Here is a 19,327-nt window from a genome sequence, read left to right as displayed (position 1 = left end):
AGCCTTTATCTAGTAATTAATTCCACTGATTTTAACTAACTAGAAACACCGTAGACAAAATTAAAGATTCTGTAAAGTTAGGCGCATCAGTATTGCGAAAATTTCGGGGGTAGAGCTAGATTAATGTTGTAAGCAATCAATCTTAACTCAGGAAATTTAATTATGTTGAAAAAGCTATAAATTGCTTCTGGATTAACTACCACAGGATTAGCATCAGCTCTAGCTTTAATAGCATCTGTTCTTCCTGCTCAAGCAGCAACTATAGAACAAACTGTAACAAATTTTTCTAGCTCAATCTCATTTGATGGCTTTGACTCTTCTGTAGGAAACCTTACAGGAGTTTCTTTAGACTATAACTTCTCTGCTACAGGTTCAGCATTTGACCCAGCACAATTATGTACATTCTACAAGGATTGTGAAGGAAGTTTTGTCTTATCTTTGTTTGGTGATGGAGCATTTGCTGGTCTGTCTGATGTAGAGAGTGTTTTTGTTAGCAATTCTCAAGTAGATAATGGGGTTACTGTAAATTTGAGTATAACAGACTGGGAAATGTTTAACCTCAGTGCATTTGTAGATGTAGCTTCTGTTGGCGATGTGGTTGTAGAGTTTTTTACGACTGGAGACCTTAGCAATGGCATTGCCTCTTTTTTAGATTCTAATCTTTCCGAAGTATCAGGAGAAATGACTTTAAAATATGAGTTTGAGGAAGTACCCGAACCTACTTCTATACTAGGCTTACTAGCCATAGGTGCTTTAGGTTCAACTTCCCTGAAACGCAAACAAAAAGAAGAAAAGTAGGTTCACAGGTCTAATTTCTTGCAAACCTACGTCAATTTAAAAACCTAACTTAAGTATATCTCCACATATTCGATTCTGAGAAGATGCACCTGAAAAATATTTAGGGTGTGTCTCTCAACTTTTGTTGATGCAATATTCTGTCCAGCAAAACAAGTAGTCATTGCCAACAACATTGAGTTATTAATAGTAGGCAGTAAATATATTAACATTTTTGTATTGGTTTTATTATAAGTATCTATTCATGAATATAGCGAGAGAGCTATTCCCCCGCTTCAAAATCTGAAAATCATCCTTAAAAAAGAGGCTAATTCATACAACAGTCTTTCTAAAGTTTGTCTTGGTTTTGTGTAAAATCACAGAATCTTGCAAAAAAACTTCATAAAAAAATTCAGTGATTTCAACAATAGACAAAAAAGTGAAGTAGAGAGGATAATAACAGAGAAAGATAAAACATATTAATTGAAGGTACTTCAGGCATAGTTAGCAGTTAGTATAACTGTACTTACTTTTCAATGAAGCTCTAATAAATAATATGTATTAAGTGAAGGATTTTATAAAGAATGTGGGAATCTTCTAATTTAAGTTATCGCACCCAACCTGAAATTTTTGCTCAAAAAACGAATATAAATTATAAATTTATAATTTATAAAACTGAGAGTTTTAATTCTTCTTTAGATATTTTATTTCTAATTCCCCATCCTTTTTATCAAGATAGAGGTTCACCTATCGCTGATAATCTAGTTTTAAAATTTTTATCACAACAGGGCGATAAAGTGGATGTAGTAACTTACCCAGAAGGTAAAGATATTGATTATAAAAACACTAATATATACCGGACGATGAATATTCCATTTGTCAAAAATGTGCGTCCTGGCTTTTCTTGGAAAAAAATTATTTATGACTTATTGATGTTTGTTGAAGTAGTTAAATTAATTTCCAAGAAACGTTACAATTTAATTCATGCTGTAGAGGAATCAGTATTTATTGCATTACTACTTAATTTTTTGTTTAATATTCCCTATATCTATGATATGGATTCTTCCTTATCTCAACAAATGATAGAAAAATATCCGTTTCTTTCATCCCTTATTTCTATCCTACAATGGCTTGAGAAACAGGCAGTAAAAAATGCAGAAGTTGTAGTTCCAGTTTGTCAGGCTTTGGCTCATAGTATTTATAAATATAACCCCAAAAAAGTTGTACTCCTACCAGATATTTCTTTGTTGAATCAGAAAGAAGTTCCAACTCAGCAAAACCTCAGAAGGGAATTGAAAATTAGCAATGCAATGCTAATGTATGTGGGAAATTTAGAACAATATCAAGGCATAGATTTACTCCTAGATAGTTTTGCTTTAGCACTAAAACAAACAAAAGAAGTTGATTTAGTAATAGTGGGAGGAAATCCCGAAGATATTAAAAACTATCAAAATAAAGCCAAGAAATTAGGCATTCAAGAAAAAGTACATTTTCTAGGACAAAAACCTGCTAGCGAATTAGGAAATTATCTTGCTCAAGCTGATGTTTTGGTATCTCCTCGAATCAAAGGTAAGAATACACCCATGAAAATATATTCTTATCTAGATAGTGGCAAAGCTGTATTAGCAACTAATTTACCAACTCATACTCAGGTATTAGGTTACAAAACAGCAATGTTATCTCATACTAATCCTAAAGCATTTTCAAAAGCAATAGTTTCTCTAGTTGAAGACTCTGACTTAAGATTAAAATTAGGTGCAGCGGGTAAAATTATGGTTCAGAAAAATCATAGTTATTCAGCATTTTGTGAAAAGTTGGGTAGTCTTTACAATGAAGTGAAACTAAAACTTAACTTTAAATCTAAGTCAAGCAGCGGATTATCAAGTACTTAGTTAGTAAATTTATCTTCTCTATTCTATATCCTTAATTGAGATTATAATGGAAATAAATTTTAAAACGTCTATAAGTAGTCAAGCATAACTAAATATCACTATGTAATTGGGACTGAAACTAGGATGTTGAAAGATAATTTTATCTAGTTACAGTCTCATATTTTTATGGTAAATAACAAGATATTTATACTATAGTTTGATTGATTTGGTATTAGTTACCCATAATATTAATGAGTTTAGTAGAGTAGATGGATTAAAATATGAAGATTGGGAAATTGTCTGAATTAACAATTTATTTTTACTTAAAAAAATCAAGTAAAATTCCACTCCTTTTCTATCAACTCCTGAGCATAATTATTATGTTCCCACGCACCAGTTACAACTCCAGCAATACCTACAATAGCAACACCAACTACTGGAATTTCTTGCAATTTTTTAAATTCTGTAATTTGGTGGCAACGACAGTCTCCTGTTGTTACTAAACGCGCCCAATGTTCGCAATTGAACCGGAATAGTTCATACTGCCAATTTTCGTGAAAGTTAGGAACAGAAACGTGTAATGCTTTTTGAATTTTCTCTTTTTCTAAATGTGTCACCCACTGCGCAGGTTGAAAACGCTCCCAGTCAATATACTAAATAGCTAGTCTTCCTCTATCTTTTTGGCGATCGCTATGAATAGGTTCCCATGCTAAAGACTCTGAATTATTTAGTTGCACTGAGTAATGAAAATATTTGGGTTTTGAAGGTCGTGATGATACAACAAGCGTCCATATTCAGGATGAAAGAAATTGTTATCAATTAAAGGATGAAGCATTAATATTATGTCCGGTAGCATCGGTATTGTATATAGAAGTTAAGGAAAAATCTTGGATAAGGTAGATATTTCCCCAACTTTTACACGCTCCGATACCAACGGACATGATATGATGTACTGCTTTAATGATTAAGTTATAGGTTAAGTTAATAACATTATAACAGGTAATATTATCTCTGGTTAAATAGTGAATGTTGGGTTGAGCAACGAAACCTAACCTATCCAAAGTAAAAAGAATAGTATAGAAGAAAATTCAGCAACTTTAACAATCTTTTTTAATGAGTTTTGAAGAGAAGGATGTACTAAGGTATTTGCGTAGTGCTATAGAAGTTATTATAATAGAGTTAAATTAGATTTGATGGCATGACCATAAAAATTATGCAGAGTGCCAAGGTAAAAGTTCATATTCCCAAGAATGGGATTTTATATCTTCGTTTACCAAGATTAATTATCTGTATTTTGTCAATAAATTGTAATGATTTTTAACTAAAAAAGGAGTTGATTCTATGCTAGTTAAAGGAATTAAAAGAGGCAAAATTATTGAGTTATTAGAGGAAGTTAATTTTCCTGATAACCAAGAGGTTTTAATAGAAATTAGAGATGTTAATGATTTTGGGTTAGATTTACATAAAGATTTTAATTTTAATGCAAAGATAGAACAGGAGGGAATTATTTTTAATAATGATGACTTGGGTAATGTAGAGGATAATTCAGCAGAGATAGAAGTAGATTTATAACCTTAAAGTATTTGCTAAGTAGGTAGGTCTAATTAAAACTTAAAAAATTGTAGGGGCGGGTTTAACCGAAAGCCTTGAAATAACCAGAACTTAGTTCTCAAAACCCGCCCTCTAATATTACGTTTGTTTATTTTCATATACTTACTTAGTTAATATTATCGTCAGCTATCAGCCGTCAGCTATGAGTTATTAACTTATCCTGTTTGGAAGTTTGTGTTTGAGAAATTAATCTCCAAAAAGTGAAATATAAATAATAAAGATAGTCAGCTAATTTTAATCACTCCTGTAGGTTTGCTCGGCTATTAGCTGACTGCTGACTGCTAATAGCTGAATTTATATATTATTAATAGAAAAATCAGTAATCCAACCTCGTTGAACAAACAATGGGAGTAAGGAACCAACATCCACTTGATGCTCAATATCAACTAATTTTTCACAGATAATTTCAAATGGATAATTTCCTTGAAAAGCAGTTAATAATTCCCACTCATCATCATTAGGTAAATCAATTCGCATATCATAATTTTGTCGCCACAAAAATATTTTTACTCCACCTTCATCTAAACTTACTATCTCATCACCTTGATAATCAGGTTGATTAATTTCCCAAATTCTATGGATAGGATAAATAGACTCTAAAAGTACACTATTTTTGGGTAGATAAAAAATCAACTCTCCCCATTTTTCTTCAGGAATTTTACCCAAAGCTTGGAAATCTAAACTCCTTGTATCTTCCCCACAAAAAATGCGATGCCAATGCCATTCTAAACGCGCCACATCTGACAGATATGGTAAATTTTTTACAGGTTCAAAATTAGCAAGAAAATCTGGAAATTCTTCCCCATAATCTCCTAAGTCTGGTGATACACAAGGAAACTGATTAATAAATTTTAATGCCGTTGCATTAAAAAATTTTTCACCCACTAACTGGCAACAAACAGGATAAATTGAAGCTAATGTATTACTTAAATTACCAACAACATTATTGCGGTAAATTGCCAAACTTTCCGCAGGTGCTAAATTATTCGGTGCTTTGATATGTTTGCTTAATTCTTCTATGCTAATAGTGTCTCTTTCCCACACAGCTCGAAGAAATAAGTTTTGTAGAGCGATCGCTTCCATTACCTTACTTTTTCTAATAGACATCTCCAAAAATCAAAAATGAAATAAATTAAAGATATGAAATTAACAATTTGATATCCTATTCCCTATTCCCTATTCCCTATTCCCTATTCCCTGACTTCTGGAAGAAGTCTAATAATTTTTCAGCTTTATTTGCTTCTGCCATTAATACTTCAAAACTAGGAATATCAGTATCCCATTCTATTAAAGTTGGTACAGCGCCAAACCTAATTAATGCCTCTTGATATAATTCCCAAACTGGAGGATGTACGGGATAACCGTGAGTATCTAATAAATAATTTTCTTTTTCTTCGTAACCTGCTAAATGAATCTGTTTAACTCTTGTTTTTGGGATACCATCCAGATAATTTAGAGGATCAATTTGATTATTTATGGCATTAACATAAAGATTATTTACATCCAAAAGTAAATAACAATCTGCTTTTTTAACTAATCCTTCAATAAACTCCCATTCTGACATAGTTGAATCTGTAAAACTTAAGTATGGGGAGGGATTTTCAATCAAAATTTGTCTACCTAAAAATTCCTGTACTTGCAAAATTCTGGATGCCACAAAATTCATTACCTCTTCTGTATAAACAAGAGGAATTAAATCATTAAGATAGTGACCATTCACAGATATCCAAGATAAATGATCGGAAATTAAATCTGGTTCAACTTTTGCTGCTAAATTTTTTAATCTAGTTAAATAATCTAAATTTAAGGGGTCTGTTGAACCTAAAGACATTCCGACTCCATGTAGAGTAACTGGATAATCTTGACGAATTTTTTCTAAATGAAATAGTGGCAAACCACCTGCACAAAAATAGTTATCTGATAAAACTTCAAACCAATTTACTTTTGGTTTTTGAGTAAGAATATATTGATAATGGAGAGACCGTAATCCAATTCCTGCACCTTGAATTGAAGGTGACTTAATGCAGGATAAATCTCCATTTATTTGCAAATTCGGATTAATATCAGATTCAAACTTTTGAGATTCTAACTCGGTTGTCATAAGTTATTTTGATATTGATAAAAATATGGCATTCTTGAATTATAAGGTGATTTGATGGAAGAGAGAAAATCAAGAAAGAGATATTTATTTATAGAATATTTTCCTCTTCTCAATTCTATTAACCTCAAATCATAACTTGATTCAAAAATGCCAAAATTTTTGTAATAATCACTTTACTTTGGTAGCTAATATATAGCAAGCCTATTTCTTATTGTCCCTTAATAGTTGCACCAACAATTTTCTCACAAGTACCTATAGGAACATAAATCCACTCTTCTTTATCTGAATCTACTGTAGCCTTACCCGAACAGTCATGTTTGCTAGTACCACAATCATTCATGCCCGCTTTAACAATACCAGCACATTTTTCCATACCTTCTTTTCCAGCAAGAGCTTCCTGATTACTACCTAGAGTAGCAATACCAACAGCTAATACACCAGTCATAGCAGTAGCTAAAGCTAGCTTCTTATTGATGTTTTTCATAATGTCATTTGCTCCTATTAATAAACTTTAATCTTCAATATAAAAAGTATCTACAATAGATATTAAGACAGTCTTTGAAAAATCTGAGATTCACCTGAGAAATTGGTAAAAAGTTGGTGAGTCTTTTTGAGCATTAAGATTGGGATTTTTCTCCCGCTTATTCATCAGTAAAATTTTATAGAGTAGATTGAATTTTGTCATGGCAAACTGATTACCTGCTGGCATCTGTGCAACTATAAAGTTAAAAGTTAAAAATCTTAATTTAAGTAATTTTGATAATCTTCCTAAAAGAGATGGGTGCATCTCATATTTGCCAAAATACTTTTTCCCTATTCCCTATTCCCTATTCCCTATTTCCTGTTCCCTGTTCCCTGTTCCCTGTTCCCTAAAAGCGATAAATTTTTGGCTTTCTTCACGCATTGAGATGCACCCAAAGAGATGTACTATAATAAGTAACTGTCCAAATTTTAAGTATTTGCTATAAATATATATAAAATCCTCAAAAAATATATCTTAAGTATGTAGACAACTAAAATTACTTGTTTATGTATATACTCACTATTATCAAGGAAATTATTATTAATTCAACGAACATAATTTAACTCAAAGAAAATCTCAAAATTATGCAACTTAAAACTATTTGGCAATTCGGCAGTAATAACCCAGAAAATCCCAATAATCTAGATACTATTCGTGAATGGTGGGCAGCTCTAGCAGGAAAAGAAATTACCTGGCGACAAAGACTAATTCCTGATAGTGGAGATATTTCAGAACTTGATTGGGAACCACAAAGATTTGATGAAATATTTCTCATTGCTCAACCAGAAATTCGCGGTATTACTCTTTATTGGCGGAAACCTAATTCTCCCACAGAAAGTAATACAACTGTGCAAAAGTTAGCACTAAATCATACTCGTCAGGAATTATATATTTTTCCACAATCTCAACAAAAACTGGTAATTCGAGTTGCATTACCACAAATTAAATATCAAAGAATTGAACTGAATAATCCCGAAATTTTTGTCGAAAATAATATGCTCTTATTTCAGGATGCTAAACAGTTATTAGAAGTACAAATTAAACTAACTCCCGAACAGTTAAATCAATTAAAGGAAAAACTTAAATAAGATGACTAATCATACCAATGAAATTATTGATGTACAACAAATTTTCTGGCAATTTTTCTGATAATTCAGGGAGAGTATCTATTTGGGGTTTGCTGAAAAAGTCTTTATTTAGGGAGTAGGGGAGTAGGGGCGAATGGCAATTCGCCCCTACAGATGATATAGGATTTTATCTTTTGCTTACAGCCCTTTTCAAATTAGACATCTCCATAAACAAAACCTTGTAAGGACGCTGTATGCAACGTCCCTACTGTGGTCTGCCGAAATAAAAACTGGTATAAGTCTTGACATTTTTGCTCAAACTTTTATCCTACCACTGCGAAACTTCCCGGATACACTTTCCCATCTAACTTCATCAAAGCTTCATAATCCATTTTTGCATAACTAGACACCTCTATTTGATTTTAGAGAGATTCACCTGAAAGTTTTAGGTGTATCTCTCAAATTTCTTCATGCAATGGAATATTTTCTATTTGTGGTGAATAACCCCATTGAAAATTCCCGCCGTAATATTATGTCCGGTTGAGTAGTTTAATTAGAGCTGCGTAGAATTGCTCTAGCCAGAACTATAGATATTGCTCAAGCAATTCTACAAACAAAAACTTTTTCACTGCTCATTTACTAACCTAACTTTTGGAAGCCAACTGAATCTCTACAACTGAAGTCGTTACTACGAACGAGCGATCGCCCTTCCACAATCAACAGCGTTTGGCGATCGCTCTCAACTCATTACCCAACTCTCAAAAAATGCTATAATCTAGACTGCAAAAAAGTGAAACCTAGAAATTATGGCAGTTGATTCTGCAAAACCCAAAATAAAGCTTGACCTTAATTTTGAGCTATTAGTTGAAGAATATCAGCAATAAGCTAAAACCCTGCCAAAACCTAAAAATGTAGAACAAACCCTTCAATTAGTATAAAGATAGCAGGGGCAATCGATTATAGAAAATTCAACAAATGGTAATAACGATTACCCAAACTTAAAACAAACTAAAATTCCAACCAACTTCTCATAAATGTCCCATAATTTGGTCTAGTCCAGAGAATAGTATATTATAGCTCCTGATTACTATTTCCCGTTCTATCAACATAATATGGAACTCAAAGACTTTCTGGGGACAGACCTTAAATACGACGTAAAAACTCTGGCCGACGATGAACACCTGACTCGCGAGATTCAGGCCATACTTATTGACCTAAATATGCTTAACCCGCCAGTAGATGGGATATTTGGCCCATTAACTACCGCAGCACTTCATCGGTTTCAAGTTAATCAAAAAAGTGGTGAAGCTGGATATTTAGGGGAGAAAACTATTAACAAATTGTTCGAGGCAATAGAAGCAAATATTCCGGCAGCTCCAATTATATTAAAAACTAAAAAAGACACTATTCTTAAGTCTAGACCCCTTCAATCTTCTCAATTAACTGATTCAGAAAAACATCATATTCCTGCTAATCAAGAATTTGAACTTTTAGCTTACGCTCCAGTAAGAAACCACTTCCGAATTGCTTTTCGTAACCATAAACATAACAGTTCAGGAGTTTGGTATATCCATGAAAAAAACATTGAAATTTCTGAAAATAATCAAGTTGTTCATCCCAAGTTCAGACCAGAAAATATCAGAATAAAAGTTCCATACAAACCAAAACTAGATGATTGGTATAATCCTACTGGCTTATGTAATATTACTTCAATCGCTTCATGTTTAGAATTTTTAGAAGCGAATCGTAGTTCTAATTATGGTGAATTTGAAGATGAGCTTTACGAGTATGCTTTAAGTCAAGGTTACAGTCGTCATAATCCATATCATTTAGTTAAAATTGTTAGAGATTATGGATGTAAAGATACTTTTAAAACTAATGCTACAATTGAAGAAGTTCAAGATTTCTTAATAGCAGGAAATCCTGTCGCTATACACAGTTATTTTACTTCTTTTGGTCATCTAATTGTTGGTGTTGGTTTTGATAATGAAGGATTATTTATTCACGACCCTTATGGCGAATGGTTTTCTACTGGATATCGTACTGACTTAAGTGGTGCTTATCTACATTATTCTTATCGATTAATTCGTAATGTTTGTATGCCAGATGGTAGTTTCTGGGTACATTTTATTTCAAAATAAGGGAACAGGGAATAGGGAATAGAGAATATAGAATTAGGGAATTAGGGAATAGGGAATTAGGAATAGTAAAAAAAGTTTCTATCAGTAAGCTAAAGATTCTCCATCTATTACTAAATAGCTAGGGAATTTTTTAGGAGTCAGGAGCCAGAAATCAGAATTTAATGGTTTAAATACCATTTTTTAGGCCATAAATCATTTTTATTGTCAAAGAGACATTTCCTGTAAAATATTTTTACCGCTTCATTAAAACGCTCAAAAAGTTAGCATAAAAGGCAGATAAGGAAAAAAAAATACTCCCCTAGTCCCTACTCCCTACTCCCTACTCCCTACTCCCTAATTTTCATACTTAAATCTAACCAAGTTGACCGAGTAATAGGAGCACTTGTAGAAATATAATCTACTCCTGTTTCGGCAACATTCCTAATAGTTTCTAAGGTAATATTTCCCGAAGCTTCTATTTTAATCCGACGATTATTTTGCCGAATCATTTTAACTGCTTGCTCCATCACTTCAACAGACATATTATCAAGCATAATAATATCTGCTTGATGCTCCAAAGCAGTCTCTACTTCTACTAATGTTTCTGTTTCTACTTCAATAGTTAAAGGATAAGGCATTGTTTCTCTGACTTTAGCGATCGCTTCCCCAATACCTCCAGCAGCAGCAATATGATTATCTTTAATCATTACCGCATCATCCAAACCCATCCGATGATTTTTTGCCCCACCAACTTGAGTGGCATATTTTTCTAATATTCTCAGACCAGGTGTTGTTTTCCGAGTATCAACGAGTTGCACTGGTAGATCGGCAATTTTATCTGCATATCTACGAGTCATAGTTGCTATCCCACTCAGACGCATTCCTAGATTTAAGGCCACCCTCTCCCCAGTGAGTAAACTATCTAAAGGCCCATCTAATTTAGCAATTACTGTTCCCTTCTCGCACCATTCCCCCTCTGCAACACTGGGTAAAAAATTTACCTTTTCATCCAGAAGTTGAAATACCCTAGCTGCTATGGGTAAACCTGCAATGACTCCTGCTTCCTTTACTAACCAATGGCCAGTACCTAAAATTACTTCACTACCTGAAAATAGGCCAGAAGTTGTGCGATCGCCTCTACCAATATCTTCTAGCAGCCAATCTTTTAATAAATTATCTAATATTAGTTTTGGAGGTACAACTGCTTTCATAGTTTCGCCTTTTTCCGATATTAATAAATTGAATAAAATTATTTTTTCCTATACAATAATAATTATCTTGTACATTGCCTATTTTAATATTTAAAATCAATATACAGGGTGGATTAAAATATCTCTCAAAATGATGATACACCAAGATTTTTTTTAATCTACCCTTACTATTAGAATCAACTAGCGTGAGTTACAATTATAATTACAAAATCTGCCTCAATTAATCAAATTTTATTTGTCTCCATCAATGCTTTCCGCGTTCTATTAACACTTTCTTCCGTATCAACTAAACTATTTAAGGCTAATCGAATATCATCAGAAACTCCTAAAAGTTTAGCTGCTTTTATGACAGCCTTTTGTTCTTCATACGCGAATTCTAAATCAGCTTTAGACATTTTTATGGCATGATAAATTAACGATCTGGCAACATTAAAAGGCACATCAGCTCTATTAATATCAGGAATTAGTTCTTCCAAATTGCCATTTTTGTAGTCAAAAGTTTTGTATGCTTCAATAATGTGTTCTGGCACATTTAAAGAAAGTTGGTGATTTATTAGCCAATTCATTTCTGCTTGGCTAACTTCTCCATCAGCTCCAGCAATAGTCAGCAAAGCATAGCCATAGTTAAGAGTAGCTATTTCTTCAGCATTAGATAAACCATATTCATCTTGGAAAAATGCCGGAAATTCAACTTTTTTGTCAGATAAATCGCTCATAAGTTATTCGTAATAATAAATTACATTAGAATAGTCTTGAGAATCATATCATAACTATAGCAATCAGGAATAATTGTGAGAAAAAACTGTAGGGGTTTGGTCTCCAAACCCAAGTACCAAGAGATTTCGAGACCAAAAGCCCTACGATAAAATCTTACAACCTATTTAGACTTATTTAGGATTGCTCTAAATAGTATTTAGATACTGTTTTTCAATAATTGATAATTGATAATTGATAATTACCTCTCCCTAAAAGCTATCCCTTATAAGGAACTGCTGAAAACCTTGTGGGGAGAGGGGGAGCAGGGAGCAGGGGAGAAGGGAGAAATAGTTATAGTAGCTAGGCAAAACTACTTAAGTTATTAAAAAAAATGTAATTTTGAATACATTTTTGCTGTGAAAAAAGCCTTTTCAAGACCTACACACACATAACTTGTCTGTTTTGTCAAGTTTTATGTTAAGAAAGATGTTTATAAAGCATAGCCCTAAAAGGAAGAGGATTGAATAAAAGGAAATTTTTTTTGTTTCTCCACGGTGAGTGAGAGGCTTTATACCTTTATTTTTTGGTAAGAGGAATGTTAAATTCACCAAAAAACAAAGGTTCTCTTGTATCGTTAAGAGAACCTTTGTTTATATTTAACCTGGCATCGTGCTATTTTACCGGGCAGCTACCCACCGAGTATCTTCGCCACTCTAGCGTTTCACTTCCGAGTTCGGGATGGATCGGAGTGGTTCCACTACGTCATAGACACCAGGAAAACTTTATAATCACTTTAATTAATTATATTTGCCTTTAACCTTTAGGTCTTCCAGCTCTTTGTTTTCCTTACATTTATTACTATAAATACCTTTTCTATAAATGTCAACCCCCTAAGCAAAATTTTTTTTCCGTCTCAAACTTTGAGTTCAAATCGTTCATTTTTCCTCAAATGCCTAACTAAAAAACGTCCATCTCTTAATCATCCCATCCGTGCCTAAAATCTTTAGTCTAGCTTTCCTTTTTTCTCAAACCATTTAATAACCTGCTGAACTGTCAAATCCTGAATTGGTATAGCAGATTCTTGAGCAACCTGCTTTAAAGGAGATAACGAGGCCATCACCAATTTAATAAAGAAACTCTCAAAATTAGCATCTATATCTAAATTTTGCTTCAGACTTTCATCCTTTTTAATCCAAGTTTCCACCTGTTCAGCAGGTATTTTCTCTGGAGTCAAACCTGTTTCAGTGGCTATTTGCCTTAAACACCTCAAAGAATAAATGGCCAATCGTGTTGAAAACTTATCCTTAGAAGTTAGGAGCGCTGCATCAACTTGAGCAGACTCCTCTGGCGTTAAAAATTCCATCGATGGTTGCATATCAACTTTTAATTTTATATTTTTTTATTGACAGTATAAAGAAAAATTACACCACTTCTTCGCTTCTTCCTTCTTCCTTCTGTTTAATAATTAAATAACCACAACGATGTTCTCCATTAACAATCCAATGGGTTCTCTCTACAGTACAATCAGGCAGTACAGCACCAAACATCTCTAACTCATGGCCACAAACACTGGGGAAAGATTCGGCCACATTAGATATGGCACAGTTATGTTCTATCAATATATATCCTTCAACTTCCTCTAAAGTTGAATCACTTTTGAATTTTGAATTTTCAATTTTGACCTGTTCATTAGGATACCACTCTGCCATGTAACCCTCAGCTTTGCGGAGTTCTACTAAATGGGCTACGCGCTCCTGCACTGATCCTGTTCCCAGTAGTTGGCGATAGTGCATTGCCTTACGTTGCCATTGTTTGTGCAGGATTTGGGTAAGTTGGTCATATCCCATAGTTTCTGCCAAAGTATCCAGAAAAGAAACAGCGAACTGATCGTAACTGTGGGGAAAGCGATCGCGTCCCTGAGTTGTCAGTTCATAGATATGTTGTGGCCTTCCCATTCCTGTTGCTACTGATTTATATATAATCAGTCCTTCTGTTTCTAAGTCTTTTAAATGGCGACGTATGGCCTGGGGGCTAATTTCTAATGACTCAGCTAACTCTGAAGCAGTAGCTTGAGTTCGCTTCATCAAATGTTGCAGGATTTCTTGTTTGGTTGAATTTTGTTGAGTTGTTTCCATTATTTCAATTATCAGTTATCAGTTATCAGTAACAACCTCTGTATTGGGACACTTGAAATACTGAAGTTGATTTTTTATTCCCTTAAAAGGACAAGAGACCTTATTTTTTGTTTTTTTGGTCAAAAAAAATTTTTTACTGGACTTTGACAATATCACTGTTGTTAATGTAACCTAAAATAGACTTAAGCAACAAATAAGTTGTTTAAATCCTAATGGCCACTAAAGCCTCTTTAAATTACTAAGTAAGTAAATCAGGACTTAGACACCCAAACAAGAAACCGAGTTTATTGCCCTGATTATTTCAAATCACGAAATTTCGTCGATCAACCCGGTTTCTGTGTAAGTCCTATAAATATAACTAGGAAATAATTACTAGGAAATAAGTAAAATGACTGCTAAAGTAACAACCTTAGTTAATCAACCTTATAAATATGGTTTCGTCACTGATATTGAATCAGATACTATTCCTCGCGGACTCAGTGAAGATATAGTTCGTCTGATTTCTGCAAAAAAGAATGAACCAGAGTTTATGCTTAACTTTCGCCTCAAAGCATATCAGAAGTGGTTGCAAATGAAGGAACCAGTATGGGCGCAGGTTGACTATCCAAAAATAGACTACCAGAATATAATTTACTATTCAGCGCCAAAGGTTCAAGATAAGAAAAAAAGCTTAGATGAAGTAGATCCTACTTTGTTGGATACTTTTGAGAAACTGGGTATCCCTCTATCAGAGCAGAAACGTCTGAGTAATGTTGCAGTTGATGCTGTCTTTGATAGTGTTTCTGTTGCTACTACTTTTAAAGAAAAGCTTGCTGAAGAAGGAGTGATTTTTTGCTCTATTTCTGAAGCAGTAAAGGAATATCCAGAATTAGTGGAAAAATATCTGGGTAGTGTTGTACCAGTGGGGGATAATTTTTTTGCTGCTCTAAATTCTGCTGTATTTAGTGATGGGTCTTTTGTTTTTATTCCTAAAGGTGTACAATGTCCGATGGATTTGTCTACTTACTTTAGAATCAATAATGGTGACTCTGGGCAGTTTGAGCGGACTCTTATTGTAGCAGAAGAAAGTAGTTCTGTCACCTATTTGGAAGGTTGCACTGCTCCGATGTTTGATACTAACCAACTTCATGCTGCGGTTGTTGAACTTGTTGCTCTGGATAACGCTGATATTAAATATTCGACTGTGCAAAACTGGTTTGCTGGAGATGAAAATGGTAAGGGTGGTATCTATAATTTTGTGACTAAGCGCGGTTTGTGTAAGGGAGTAAATTCTAAAATTTCCTGGACGCAAGTAGAAACTGGTTCCGCTATTACCTGGAAATATCCTAGTTGTGTTTTAGTGGGTGACAACTCAGTAGGAGAATTTTATTCTGTTGCTCTAACTAATAATAAACAACAAGCAGATACAGGTACAAAAATGGTACATATCGGCAAAAATACTCGCAGTACAATTATTTCTAAGGGTATTTCTGCTGGAAATTCTGCTAATAGTTACCGTGGTTTAGTGAAAATGGGATCTGGTGCGAAGGGTGCGCGGAACTATTCTCAATGTGACTCAATGTTAATAGGCGATCGCGCTCAAGCAAATACTTTTCCCTATATTCAAGTAGACAATAATACTGCTAAGGTTGAGCATGAAGCTTCTACTTCTAAAATAGGAGAAGACCAACTTTTCTATTTTACTCAAAGAGGTATTTCTGCTGAAGATGCAGTGTCTATGATTATCAGTGGTTTCTGTAAAGATGTATTTAATGAATTGCCGATGGAATTTGCTGCGGAAGCTGATAAGTTATTGAGTTTGAAATTAGAAGGAACGGTGGGATAATTAATAATTGATAATGGATAATGAATAATTGATAATTAATTCCTAGAGGTTTAAAGCTTTTCCTTACCAATGGATAATTGATAATCAGAGATGGTTGGCATTATTTATTATTCATCATCAATTAATAATTAGCGTAAAAATGTAGGTTGGGTAGAACAAAGTGAAACCCAACATCAGCGTTATTATTGCCATACTTTATAAAAATCTGTCTTAATAAGGGATAGGTTATTAAGTAATTATGCAGGATTAATTACATATACTTTCAAGTCTAAAAGCATATATTCCTGTGATTTAGGAATAAAATTAGGTACTTGTTGTTGGGTTTTTCCGTTGGAAATGCTCCGCAAACGTTCTATGCTGCGCAATGAATCGCGCAAACAACCCAACCTACACTTATTCAAGGATTTTACTAAAAAAAAATAATTCAGAACTATTCAAAGGGGTAAACATGATTAAAGAAAATAGCGAAGTTATTTTATCTGTTAAAAACTTAACAGCTAATGTCGAAGGAAAAGAGATTCTTAAAGGCATGAATCTAGAAATAAAAGCTGGAGAAATTCATGCTATTATGGGTCCGAATGGTTCCGGTAAAAGTACCTTTTCTAAAGTATTAGCAGGTCATCCTGCTTATGAAGTTACAGGTGGAGAAGTTACATTTTTAGGTAAAAATTTATTAGAAATGGAGCCAGAAGAACGTTCATTAAATGGTGTGTTCTTAGCATTTCAATATCCTCTAGAAATTCCTGGAGTGAGCAACTTAGATTTTTTGCGAGTTGCTTATAATACGAAACAGAAATATCAAGGATTAGAAGAATTAGACGCTTTTGATTTTGACGATTTGGTACAGGATAAATTAGGTATTGTCAAGATGAAACCAGAATTTTTAGACCGCAGTGTAAATGAAGGTTTTTCTGGTGGAGAAAAGAAGCGAAATGAAATCTTACAAATGGCATTGTTAGATCCAAAATTAGCAATTTTAGATGAGACAGATTCAGGATTAGATATTGATGCTTTGAGGATAGTCGCAAACGGAGTAAATGAATTGGCAAATGAATCAAATTCTATGTTAGTAATTACTCACTATCAACGTTTATTAAACTATATTGTGCCAGATTTTGTTCATGTAACTGAAGGCGGTAGAATTATTAAAACTGGTACAAAAGAATTAGCATTAGAACTAGAAGAAAAAGGTTACGATGATGTGATTGAAGAAGCAAAGGTAGGGGTTTAAATAATTAATAATTAACAATTAATAATTAATAATTACCTCTTCTTAAAAACTAAGATGATTGGTTCAGAGGAACTTTTTTTCTCCCTGAAATGAAAGGAGAGGTTTTAAACCTTAATTTTTGGGAAGATAATTTCTCAGAAACTTTTATAAATTTCCTTGAGCGGATGAGTAGAATAGTAGGGACGTTTTGCTGCGGAACATGTTTTGCTGGCGCATAACTCCGTTAACGGCTGTCGCCGACATGGAAAGCGGAGCATTCCGGAACGGAAAACGCATTTTTGCCTGTGCAACGTCCCTACACATAAAAAGAATTAACACTAACTGATTGATAGATAATTATCAAAAAGATTAAAAAAAAGTGTGTTAATGACTTAATAATTGAAGTGTCATCTAAGTATAGTATGATAGCAGTCGAAGCAAAGGGCGCAGACATTTCTCAATGCTGTTTTGCTTCGTAACATAAAACGCTCCGCGTTTCCCTATACGAAAAACCCTTGGAAATTCAACTGTTCCCTGTTCCCTGTTCCCTGTTCCCTAGTTTTGATAATTGGTATAAAAATTATGCAAGTGTCTGTAAAACCAGAGATATCTTATTTAGATAAATTACTCGAAGAATCTTGTAAAGGAGTTTCTCCAACTGTACCTCCAGAATTTCCTTTAGGTGCAAATATGGCAGCTTGGTTACAACAGGTTCGCGATCGCGCAGCAACTTGGGTGCGTGAGTTAGCTTTTCCGACTAAGCAAGATGAGGAATGGCGATTTACTGACTTATCTGCAATGATGAAGTTAGGTTTCCAAGCACCTGCTCCTGTAGAATTGGATGCTTTGAGTATCGCTCCCTTTATTTTACCGGAAGCAATAGACAGTCGGTTGGTATTTGTTAATGGAGTATTTGCACCTAACTTATCATCCCTGACAGATATAGAAAATGAGATATTTGTAGGCAACTTGGGACAGTTACCAACCGAATATCAAGAGCGCATCGGCAATTATTTGGCGCAACAACCAGGAAGTCAAGAAGTATTTACTTCCTTAAATACTGCTGGTTTAACTGATGCAGCAGTAGTATGGTTGCCAAAAAATCAGGTGGTAGAAAAACCAATACATCTATTATTTATTGCTACTGAGACGGAAATTCCCATATTGACTCAGCGTCGTTGTTTAGTCGTCGCAGAAAGTAATAGTAGCGCGAAAATAGTTGAGCATTGCGTGACAGCAGAAGTAATTTGCCCAGAAGCACCAAGTTCTCACCCCTATCTGACAAATACTGTCACAGAAATATGGGTAGAGGAAAATGCCGAAATTAATCATACTAGGGTGCAACGAGATGCAGGAGCAGCATTTCATATTGGCAAAACAGCGATCGCTCAAGCAAAAAATAGTCGTTATAGCTGTAATGCTATTCATTTAGGGGCAAAGTTATCTCGTCATAATTTAGAAGTGACTCAAATGGGTGAGGGAACAGAAACTAATCTTTATGGTTTGTCATTTATTGGTAACCAGCAAGAAGCGGATACTCACAGCAGCATTATTTTGAATCATCCCCATGGTGTGACTGACCAACTTTATAAGTGTATTGTTGACAATAAAGCGCATTCTGTATTTAATGGGAAAGTCTATGTTTCTCAAACTGCACAGTTGACAAATGCTGCTCAGTTAAATCGTAATTTGTTACTTTCTTCTGGAGGGAGAGTTGATACAAAACCGCAGTTAGAAATTATTGCCGATGATGTTAAATGTTCTCATGGAGCAACTGTTAGTCAGTTAGATGATGATGAGGTATTTTATTTACAAAGTCGAGGTTTGAGTCAAGAAGCAAGTCGCAACTTATTAATTGATGCTTTTGCAGCAGAAATTATTAACAAGTTACCCCTACCTTCTTTGCAACATATTTTAAAACAATGTGTCGCTTGTAAAGTTTAAAAGAAGGAATAAAACCGTAGGGGTTTGGTCTCCAAACCCTCCTACCAAACTTATAGTTTTTGCCAATAAATATTTCCAGTGACTGGAATTACTAATAACTCAACGATATTGAGTTTAGGTAAAATTAAATATCGTGGGGGGTTTGGAGTGGGGGGTTTGGAGTGTGGGGTTTGGAGACCAAACCCCTACCAAACTTATAGTTTTTGCCAATAAATATTTCCAGTGACTGGAATTACTAA

General features: G+C 34.1%; 19 protein-coding genes, 1 rRNA gene and 1 pseudogene. 9 read left to right on the top strand and 12 right to left on the bottom strand.

Translation table 11 applies throughout. The annotated features are described in order from the left end of the window. Positions 1–180: 180 nt before the first annotated feature. Together ACP6PK_RS05545 and ACP6PK_RS05540 are read left to right on the top strand one after the other, a co-directional pair. Positions 181–366: pseudogene (locus ACP6PK_RS05545) on the top strand (choice-of-anchor E domain-containing protein); the annotation flags it as partial. A 72-nt stretch (positions 367–438) separates the two neighbouring features. After that, the gene (locus ACP6PK_RS05540) at positions 439–798 is read left to right on the top strand and encodes a PEP-CTERM sorting domain-containing protein (RefSeq protein WP_426558476.1); all 360 of its coding nucleotides are present in this window, start codon (positions 439–441) and stop codon (positions 796–798) included. 44 nt (positions 799–842) lie between these two features. Here ACP6PK_RS05540 and ACP6PK_RS05535 read toward each other — a convergent pair whose 3' ends face one another. Further along, complete coding sequence (locus ACP6PK_RS05535; protein WP_168186490.1) at positions 843–1,007, bottom strand: hypothetical protein; 165 nt, start codon at positions 1,005–1,007, stop codon at positions 843–845. 351 nt (positions 1,008–1,358) lie between these two features. On the opposite strand from ACP6PK_RS05535, the gene ACP6PK_RS05530 reads away from it, so the two are divergent. Beyond that, positions 1,359–2,666, top strand: coding sequence for a glycosyltransferase family 4 protein (locus ACP6PK_RS05530; RefSeq protein WP_426558474.1), 1,308 nt, complete (start codon positions 1,359–1,361; stop codon positions 2,664–2,666). A gap of 311 nt (positions 2,667–2,977) precedes the next feature. On the opposite strand, the gene ACP6PK_RS05525 is transcribed toward ACP6PK_RS05530, so the two are convergent. Together ACP6PK_RS05525 and ACP6PK_RS05520 are read right to left on the bottom strand one after the other, a co-directional pair. After that, on the bottom strand, positions 2,978–3,262 hold the full coding sequence (locus tag ACP6PK_RS05525) for a hypothetical protein (RefSeq protein WP_426558472.1): 285 nt from the start codon (positions 3,260–3,262) through the stop codon (positions 2,978–2,980). A 198-nt stretch (positions 3,263–3,460) separates the two neighbouring features. Continuing rightward, on the bottom strand, positions 3,461–3,706 hold the full coding sequence (locus ACP6PK_RS05520) for a hypothetical protein (RefSeq protein WP_426558470.1): 246 nt from the start codon (positions 3,704–3,706) through the stop codon (positions 3,461–3,463). Positions 3,707–3,986: 280 nt separating this feature from the next. Here ACP6PK_RS05520 and ACP6PK_RS05515 point away from each other — a divergent pair, with 280 nt between their 5' ends. Next, on the top strand, positions 3,987–4,217 hold the full coding sequence (locus tag ACP6PK_RS05515; protein WP_426558468.1) for a hypothetical protein: 231 nt from the start codon (positions 3,987–3,989) through the stop codon (positions 4,215–4,217). Positions 4,218–4,550: 333 nt separating this feature from the next. Here the strand turns inward: ACP6PK_RS05515 and ACP6PK_RS05510 are convergent, their stop codons facing one another. From ACP6PK_RS05510 to ACP6PK_RS05495, 4 genes are all read right to left on the bottom strand, one after another. After that, a complete protein-coding gene (locus tag ACP6PK_RS05510; protein WP_426558466.1) occupies positions 4,551–5,363 on the bottom strand; it encodes an HvfC/BufC N-terminal domain-containing protein in 813 nt (270 codons plus the stop codon). Positions 5,364–5,439: 76 nt separating this feature from the next. Continuing rightward, the gene (gene bufB / locus ACP6PK_RS05505) at positions 5,440–6,357 is read right to left on the bottom strand and encodes an MNIO family bufferin maturase (protein WP_426558464.1); all 918 of its coding nucleotides are present in this window, start codon (positions 6,355–6,357) and stop codon (positions 5,440–5,442) included. A 208-nt stretch (positions 6,358–6,565) separates the two neighbouring features. Further along, entirely contained in the window at positions 6,566–6,841 is a 276-nt protein-coding gene (locus ACP6PK_RS05500; protein ID WP_426558462.1) for a BufA1 family periplasmic bufferin-type metallophore, read from the bottom strand. Between the two features lie 90 nt (positions 6,842–6,931). Beyond that, complete coding sequence (locus ACP6PK_RS05495; protein WP_426558460.1) at positions 6,932–7,144, bottom strand: hypothetical protein; 213 nt, start codon at positions 7,142–7,144, stop codon at positions 6,932–6,934. A 320-nt stretch (positions 7,145–7,464) separates the two neighbouring features. Between ACP6PK_RS05495 and ACP6PK_RS05490 the strand changes: the two genes are divergently transcribed. Further along, positions 7,465–7,968, top strand: coding sequence for a hypothetical protein (locus ACP6PK_RS05490; RefSeq protein WP_426558458.1), 504 nt, complete (start codon positions 7,465–7,467; stop codon positions 7,966–7,968). 1,091 nt (positions 7,969–9,059) lie between these two features. Next, entirely contained in the window at positions 9,060–10,088 is a 1,029-nt protein-coding gene (locus ACP6PK_RS05485; RefSeq protein WP_426558456.1) for a C39 family peptidase, read from the top strand. Between the two features lie 326 nt (positions 10,089–10,414). On the opposite strand, the gene nadC is transcribed toward ACP6PK_RS05485, so the two are convergent. The 5 genes from nadC to sufR all read right to left on the bottom strand — a co-directional run bounded on the left by nadC (position 10,415) and on the right by sufR (position 14,112). Next, positions 10,415–11,278, bottom strand: coding sequence for a carboxylating nicotinate-nucleotide diphosphorylase (gene nadC, locus ACP6PK_RS05480; protein ID WP_426558454.1), 864 nt, complete (start codon positions 11,276–11,278; stop codon positions 10,415–10,417). 224 nt (positions 11,279–11,502) lie between these two features. Further along, positions 11,503–11,994 (bottom strand): TerB family tellurite resistance protein, encoded by a 492-nt coding sequence (locus ACP6PK_RS05475; RefSeq protein WP_426558452.1) that lies wholly within the window; start codon positions 11,992–11,994, stop codon positions 11,503–11,505. 639 nt (positions 11,995–12,633) lie between these two features. Then, positions 12,634–12,750, bottom strand: a 5S ribosomal RNA gene (gene rrf / locus ACP6PK_RS05470). A 227-nt stretch (positions 12,751–12,977) separates the two neighbouring features. Further along, positions 12,978–13,349 (bottom strand): hypothetical protein, encoded by a 372-nt coding sequence (locus ACP6PK_RS05465; protein ID WP_094675005.1) that lies wholly within the window; start codon positions 13,347–13,349, stop codon positions 12,978–12,980. Between the two features lie 46 nt (positions 13,350–13,395). Further along, positions 13,396–14,112, bottom strand: a complete 717-nt coding sequence (gene sufR / locus ACP6PK_RS05460) for an iron-sulfur cluster biosynthesis transcriptional regulator SufR (RefSeq protein WP_426558493.1) — start codon at positions 14,110–14,112, stop codon at positions 13,396–13,398. 385 nt (positions 14,113–14,497) lie between these two features. Between sufR and sufB the strand changes: the two genes are divergently transcribed. The 3 genes from sufB (at position 14,498) to sufD (ending at position 19,088) form a co-directional block, all read left to right on the top strand. Further along, complete coding sequence (gene sufB / locus ACP6PK_RS05455) at positions 14,498–15,934, top strand: Fe-S cluster assembly protein SufB (protein WP_426558450.1); 1,437 nt, start codon at positions 14,498–14,500, stop codon at positions 15,932–15,934. 448 nt (positions 15,935–16,382) lie between these two features. Next, a complete protein-coding gene (gene sufC / locus ACP6PK_RS05450) occupies positions 16,383–17,165 on the top strand; it encodes a Fe-S cluster assembly ATPase SufC (protein WP_426558448.1) in 783 nt (260 codons plus the stop codon). 561 nt (positions 17,166–17,726) lie between these two features. Further along, positions 17,727–19,088 carry a Fe-S cluster assembly protein SufD gene (sufD, locus tag ACP6PK_RS05445; RefSeq protein WP_426558446.1) on the top strand — a complete coding sequence of 454 codons (1,362 nt, stop codon included), beginning with the start codon at positions 17,727–17,729 and terminating at the stop codon, positions 19,086–19,088. Positions 19,089–19,327 lie beyond the last annotated feature (239 nt).

The sequence above is a fragment of the Dapis hubbardiae BLCC-M172 genome (assembly GCF_050016015.1).
In the GTDB taxonomy this organism is placed as follows: domain Bacteria; phylum Cyanobacteriota; class Cyanobacteriia; order Cyanobacteriales; family Microcoleaceae; genus Trichodesmium.
The sequence above is the reverse complement of the archived record's forward strand: the minus strand, read 5'-3'. Positions and strand labels throughout refer to the sequence as shown.

Bases quoted from the DNA above. Each gene is read 5' to 3' on its own strand.
- sufB (WP_426558450.1), top strand. From the start codon at position 14,498: ATGACTGCTAAAGTAACAACCTTAGTTAATCAACCTTATAAATATGGT.
- sufD (WP_426558446.1), top strand. From the start codon at position 17,727: ATGCAAGTGTCTGTAAAACCAGAGATATCTTATTTAGATAAATTACTC.
- nadC (WP_426558454.1), bottom strand. From the start codon at position 11,278: ATGAAAGCAGTTGTACCTCCAAAACTAATATTAGATAATTTATTAAAA.
- ACP6PK_RS05500 (WP_426558462.1), bottom strand. From the start codon at position 6,841: ATGAAAAACATCAATAAGAAGCTAGCTTTAGCTACTGCTATGACTGGT.
- bufB (WP_426558464.1), bottom strand. From the start codon at position 6,357: ATGACAACCGAGTTAGAATCTCAAAAGTTTGAATCTGATATTAATCCG.
- ACP6PK_RS05535 (WP_168186490.1), bottom strand. From the start codon at position 1,007: ATGTTAATATATTTACTGCCTACTATTAATAACTCAATGTTGTTGGCA.
- ACP6PK_RS05515 (WP_426558468.1), top strand. From the start codon at position 3,987: ATGCTAGTTAAAGGAATTAAAAGAGGCAAAATTATTGAGTTATTAGAG.
- ACP6PK_RS05495 (WP_426558460.1), bottom strand. From the start codon at position 7,144: ATGCACCCATCTCTTTTAGGAAGATTATCAAAATTACTTAAATTAAGA.
- ACP6PK_RS05530 (WP_426558474.1), top strand. From the start codon at position 1,359: ATGTGGGAATCTTCTAATTTAAGTTATCGCACCCAACCTGAAATTTTT.
- ACP6PK_RS05475 (WP_426558452.1), bottom strand. From the start codon at position 11,994: ATGAGCGATTTATCTGACAAAAAAGTTGAATTTCCGGCATTTTTCCAA.
- ACP6PK_RS05510 (WP_426558466.1), bottom strand. From the start codon at position 5,363: ATGTCTATTAGAAAAAGTAAGGTAATGGAAGCGATCGCTCTACAAAAC.
- ACP6PK_RS05485 (WP_426558456.1), top strand. From the start codon at position 9,060: ATGGAACTCAAAGACTTTCTGGGGACAGACCTTAAATACGACGTAAAA.
- ACP6PK_RS05465 (WP_094675005.1), bottom strand. From the start codon at position 13,349: ATGCAACCATCGATGGAATTTTTAACGCCAGAGGAGTCTGCTCAAGTT.
- ACP6PK_RS05490 (WP_426558458.1), top strand. From the start codon at position 7,465: ATGCAACTTAAAACTATTTGGCAATTCGGCAGTAATAACCCAGAAAAT.
- sufC (WP_426558448.1), top strand. From the start codon at position 16,383: ATGATTAAAGAAAATAGCGAAGTTATTTTATCTGTTAAAAACTTAACA.